The organism is Dietzia sp. CW19 (genome assembly GCF_014145265.1).
Taxonomy (GTDB): Bacteria; Actinomycetota; Actinomycetes; order Mycobacteriales; family Mycobacteriaceae; genus Dietzia; species Dietzia natronolimnaea.
The window spans coordinates 1-4,958 of record NZ_JAALEE010000007.1; the positions used below are offsets into that span (position 1 = coordinate 1).

The 4,958-nt window shown below is 70.8% G+C and carries 5 protein-coding genes; 3 read left to right on the plus strand and 2 right to left on the minus strand.

Translation table 11 applies throughout. From position 1 onward, the window contains the following. Window positions 1–135: 135 nt before the first annotated feature. Both G6021_RS00195 and G6021_RS00200 read right to left on the minus strand, forming a co-directional pair. Window positions 136–1,350 carry a cytochrome P450 gene (locus tag G6021_RS00195; protein ID WP_095717621.1) on the minus strand — a complete coding sequence of 405 codons (1,215 nt, stop codon included), beginning with the start codon at window positions 1,348–1,350 and terminating at the stop codon, window positions 136–138. A gap of 8 nt (window positions 1,351–1,358) precedes the next feature. Next, complete coding sequence (locus G6021_RS00200) at window positions 1,359–1,931, minus strand: TetR/AcrR family transcriptional regulator (RefSeq protein WP_179525951.1); 573 nt, start codon at window positions 1,929–1,931, stop codon at window positions 1,359–1,361. A 74-nt stretch (window positions 1,932–2,005) separates the two neighbouring features. Between G6021_RS00200 and G6021_RS00205 the strand changes: the two genes are divergently transcribed. From G6021_RS00205 to G6021_RS00215, 3 genes are all read left to right on the plus strand, one after another. Next, a complete protein-coding gene (locus G6021_RS00205) occupies window positions 2,006–3,481 on the plus strand; it encodes an aldehyde dehydrogenase (RefSeq protein ID WP_179525952.1) in 1,476 nt (491 codons plus the stop codon). 74 nt (window positions 3,482–3,555) lie between these two features. Then, window positions 3,556–4,308, plus strand: coding sequence for an SDR family oxidoreductase (locus G6021_RS00210; RefSeq protein ID WP_182640242.1), 753 nt, complete (start codon window positions 3,556–3,558; stop codon window positions 4,306–4,308). 47 nt (window positions 4,309–4,355) lie between these two features. Further along, window positions 4,356–4,958 (plus strand): NAD(P)-dependent oxidoreductase (locus G6021_RS00215; RefSeq protein ID WP_347238888.1); only part of this gene is annotated, 603 nt, incomplete at its 3' end.

Consider the following 4,958-nt stretch of genomic DNA (forward strand, 5'->3'; position numbering starts at 1 on the left):
GGCGGGCCCCCACGACCACGGGGTGCCCGAGTGCGGCCAGCGCCTCCGCGGAGGCGCGACCGATACCGGAGGAGGCGCCCGTGACGAGGGCGGGACGGTCGGCCGCGTCCCGCTGCGGTGGGAACTTCAGGCTCATCAGCGTCTGACCTCGACGCGCATGGGCAGGCGGGCGAAGCCACGCACGTTGGAGGAGTGCACGCGCTCGGCGCCGGGCAGGATCTCGTACCCCGTGACGGACCGCGAGATCTGGTCGAGCGCGATCCGCCCCTCGAGTCGCGCGAGGTGCGCGCCGAGGCAGAAGTGCGGCCCCTGGCCGAAGCTCAGGCTCGCGGAGGTGTCCCGGCCCAGGAGGAAGGCCCCGGAGTCCTCGAACACCTCCTCGTCGCGGTTGGCCGCGCCGATGAGCAGGAGCACCTTCTGGTCGGCCGGGATGGTGACGTCGCGGACCGTGACCTCCTGCGTCGTGGTGCGCAGGACCAACTGACTGGAGGTGTCGTAGCGCAGGGTCTCCTCGACCCAGTCGGTCACCCGCTCCGGGTCGTCGATCACCAGTCGCGACTGGTCGGGGTACTCGTGGCCCCAGAACATCGCGTTGGCGAGCAGCTTGGTGGTGGTCTCGTTGCCCGCCACCACCATGAGGAAGAGGAAGGACAGGATCTCGTCCTCGTCCAGCTTCTCCCCGTCGATCTCGGCGTCGATGAGTGCCGAGGTGAGATCCTCGGTCCGCTGCTTCCGCCGGTCGGCGACCATGCCCTGGTAGTAGGCGATGAGGTCGAAGGCGGCGACCATCGAGTCCTCGGGCACGTCCTGACCGCCCTCCTCGCGGTGCATGACGAGGTCCGCGAGCCGGCGGAGCTCGTCGCGATCCGACTCCGGCACCCCCATGAGGTCGGAGATGACGTCCATCGGCAGCTTGCCCGCGTAGTCCTGGACGAAGTCGAACTCGCCGCCGTCCCGAGACCTGTCGAGGCACTCGTCCCAGTACTGCCGCGAGATCCGTTCGATCCCCTCGGAGAGCGCGTCGACCCGTCGGGAGGTGAAGCCCTTGCTCACGAGCTTGCGCAGCCGGGCGTGCCTCGGGTCGTCCATCGCCAGGAAGGACATCGTCTTGTAGGCGTGCGGTCCGTACGCCGCCGGGTCGAGGGAGACCCCCATCGCGTTGGAGAACACGTCGGGCGCACGGAAGGCCTCACGGACGTCGGCGTGCTTGCTCAGCGCCCAGAAGTCGAGATCCGGGTTGTGGTAGACGGGGGCCTCGGCCCGCAACCGGGAGTAGAACGGGTACGGATCCTCGTGTACGGCGTAGTCATACGGGCTGAACACGAGCGGGGCTGGAGTCGCGGTGGTCATGTCTCAGGTCACCTCAGGATGAGTCGGGCGGCGGACTCGATGGCGTCCGCCATGTCGGAGTAGGAGCCATAGCCCATGCCCGCGCGGACGAGCGCGCCCGCGTAGACCATCTCCAGGGCGTCGATCACCTCGTCGTCGGCCTCGTCACCCAGCGCGGCCGTCAGGCGGCGTCGGATGTCCGCGCCGATCCGGATCCTCAGGTGGGACACCTCCGGGTCGTCGCCCAACAGGGCCGCGGTGACCGCAGAGGAGAGCTCGGGCTCGTCCGCGACCAACATCGCGACGTCCCGCAGGACCGCCACCACCCTGTCCACCGTGGTGCCGCTGCCGGCGCCCTCGGTGACGTGGTCACGCAGGCGTCGCCAGAACACCTCGGCGATGAGGTGGCCCTTGGACGAGAAGTAGGTGTACGCGGTGGCCGGGGCGACGCCGGCCCTCGAGGCCACGGCCCGGACCGCGAGCCCGCCCGGCCCCTTCTCGCGCAACACCTCCACCGCGGCGCTGGTGAGGCGGTCGACGGTCTCTGCCTGCTGGCCGTTGAGGCGCCTTCGCGTGGATTCGAAACGAACGTCACTGGACATGTGTCTGGACAGTACACCACTCGCCGGACTATCGTCTAGACAGTTGTCCACCCGCACCCGACGGAAGGCCCCCCGTGACGACGAGCACCACCTACGACGCCCCGCTCCTCATCGGCGGCGAGCTGCGCCCGGCCTCCGGGGGCGGCACGTTCGACGTCCTCAACCCCGCCACGGAGGACCTGATCGGCCGCGCCGCCGACGCCCGCCCCGAGGACATGGACGCCGCCATCGAGGCGGCCCGAACCGCGTTCGACACCACCACGTGGTCCACCGATCATGCCTTCCGTGCGGCGTGTCTGCGGCAACTCCGGGATGCTCTGCAGTCCCACACCGAGGAGCTGCGCGCACTGACCATCGCCGAGGTGGGCGCCCCCCACATGTTCACCACCGGGCCCCAGCTGGAGGGCCCCGTGGCCGACCTGGGCTGGCTCGCCGACCTCGTCGACGCCTACCAGTGGGTCGAGGAGCTGGGCGAGTCCGAGGTGATGGGGGTGCGCTCCCATCGCTCGGTGCGCCGGGAGGCGATCGGCGTGGTCGGAGCCATCACCCCGTGGAACTTCCCCAACCAGATCAACCTGGCCAAGATCGGGCCCGCGCTGGCCGCGGGCTGCACCGTGGTGCTCAAGCCCGCACCCGACACCCCGCTCATCGCCGCGGCCGTGGCCCGGATCGCCGCCGAGGAGACCGACATCCCCGCGGGCGTGCTCAACGTGGTCTCGTCCTCGGACCACGGGGTGGGCGCCCTGCTGACCACCGACCCGCGCGTGGACCTCGTCTCGTTCACCGGGTCCACCGCCACCGGCAAGAAGATCATGGTGGCCGCGGCGGAGACCCTCAAGAAGGTCTTCCTCGAGCTGGGCGGCAAGTCCGCCGCGGTCGTGCTGGACGACGCCGACCTGAACGCCGCCTGCTTCATGACGGCCCTCAACGCCTGTACCCACGCCGGCCAGGGGTGCGCCCTCACCACCCGACTGGTGGTGCCCCGCGAGAGGTACGACGAGGCCGTCGAGGCGGCCAAGGGCGCCATGGCGGCCTTCGCACCGGGCGACCCCACCGACCCCGGCACCCTGTGCGGTCCGCTGATCTCCGAACTGCAGCGCGAGCGGGTCGAGGGGTACATCGCACTGGCCGTCGAGGAGGGCGGCACCGTCGAGATCGGCGGCGGGCGCCCCTCCGGCGAGGACAAGGCCAAGGGCTTCTGGGTGGAGCCCACCCTGATCTCCGGACTCGACAACTCCGCGCGGGTGGCCCGGGAGGAGATCTTCGGCCCCGTCCTCGTCGTCATCCCCCACGACGGCGACGACGACGCGGTCCGGATCGCCAACGACTCCCCCTACGGCCTCTCCGGCGCCGTCTGGGGCGCCGACCTCGGCCGCGTCGAGAGGGTCGTGGCGGGCATCCGCACCGGAACGCTCGGGGTGAACGGCGGCGTCTGGTACGGCGCCGACGTGCCCTTCGGCGGCTACAAGCAGTCGGGCATCGGCCGTGAGATGGGCCGCCAGGGCTTCGAGGAGTACCTCGAGACCAAGTCCGTGGCCACCCCGGCCTGACGCGCCGCCCGCACCCGAGCCACCACCCGCATCACGCCATATCAAGCCACACCAAGGAAGCAGAGAATACAGACATGGGACGTTTTGACGGCAAGTCCGTGATCGTGACCGGCGCGGCCGGCGGAATCGGCGAGGAGTACGCCAAGGCGCTCGCCGCCGAGGGCGCGAAGGTCGTGGTGGCCGACGTCTCGGACACCGAGGGCGAACGCGTGGCGGCGGAGATCGTCGCCGCCGGCGGCGAGGCCTTCTTCCAGCACACCGACGTCTCGGACCCGGACTCGGCCGACGCGTGCGCCGAGGCGACCGTGGAGAAGTACGGCCGGCTGGACATGCTGGTCAACAACGCCGCGATCTTCGGCGGCATGAAGCTCGACTTCCTCATCACGGTGCCGTGGGACTACTACCAGAAGTTCATGCAGGTCAACATGAACGGCCAGCTCCTCATGGTCCGCGCCTGCTGGGAGAAGATGGCGGCGGCCGGCGGTGGCGCGATCGTCAACCAGTCCTCGACCGCCGCGTGGCTCTACTCCGGCTTCTACGGCCTGGCCAAGGTGGGCGTCAACGGCCTGACCCAGCAGCTGGCCACCGAGCTGGGCGGGTCGGACATCCGCATCAACGCCATCGCGCCCGGCCCGATCGACACCGAGGCCAACCGCACCACCACCCCGCAGTCCATCGTCAAGGACATGGTCGACAAGCTCCCCCTCAAGCGGATGGGTCAGCCCCAGGACCTGGTGGGAATGCTGTTGTTCCTGCTGTCGGATGAGGCGTCGTGGATCACCGGCCAGATCTTCAACGTCGACGGCGGACAGGTCATCAGGTCGTGAGCGGGCAGTCGGCCGGCAGCGCGGGGCAGGACCCGGGAGCCTCTCCCATCGGGCCGGGGTCACCCGAGCACTCCCCCGCGCCCGTGGGGTTCATCGGGCTGGGGAACATGGGAGCGCCCATCGCCCGGCGGCTGCTGTCGTGGCCCGGCGGACTGGTGGTCTGCGACGTCCGTCCCGAGGCCGCCGAACCGTTCGTCTCCGAGGGGGCCACCGCCGCCGCGACGCCCGCCGAGGTGGCCCGGACCGCACGACTGGTCTCGGTGACGGTGCTCGACGACGCCCAGGTGCGGGACGTCGTCCAGGGTCCCGACGGGATCCTGGGCACGGCGGCGCCGGGGACGGTGATCGCGGTCCACTCCACCATCTCCGACTCCACGGCCGTAGAGCTCGCGGAGGCGTGCGCCACCCACGGGGTGCACCTGGTGGACGCGCCGGTCTCGGGGGGCGCACCGGGCGCCGAGAAGGGCGAGCTCGCGGTGATGGTGGGCGGACCCCGCGAGGTCTACGAGGCCTGCAAGCCCGTGTTCGCCCTGTGGGCCGCGATGCCGGTCCACGCCGGCGAGGTGGGCGCGGGCACCCGGATGAAGCTCGCCCGCAACCTGCTGCACTTCATCTCCTTCACCGCCGCCGCCGAGGCCTCCCGGCTGGCG

What these genes read in the sequence shown, in the direction of transcription:
- G6021_RS00195 (WP_095717621.1), bottom strand. Translation starts at nt 1,350, where the DNA reads ATGACCACCGCGACTCCAGCCCCGCTCGTGTTCAGCCCGTATGACTAC.
- G6021_RS00200 (WP_179525951.1), bottom strand. Translation starts at nt 1,931, where the DNA reads ATGTCCAGTGACGTTCGTTTCGAATCCACGCGAAGGCGCCTCAACGGC.
- G6021_RS00210 (WP_182640242.1), top strand. Translation starts at nt 3,556, where the DNA reads ATGGGACGTTTTGACGGCAAGTCCGTGATCGTGACCGGCGCGGCCGGC.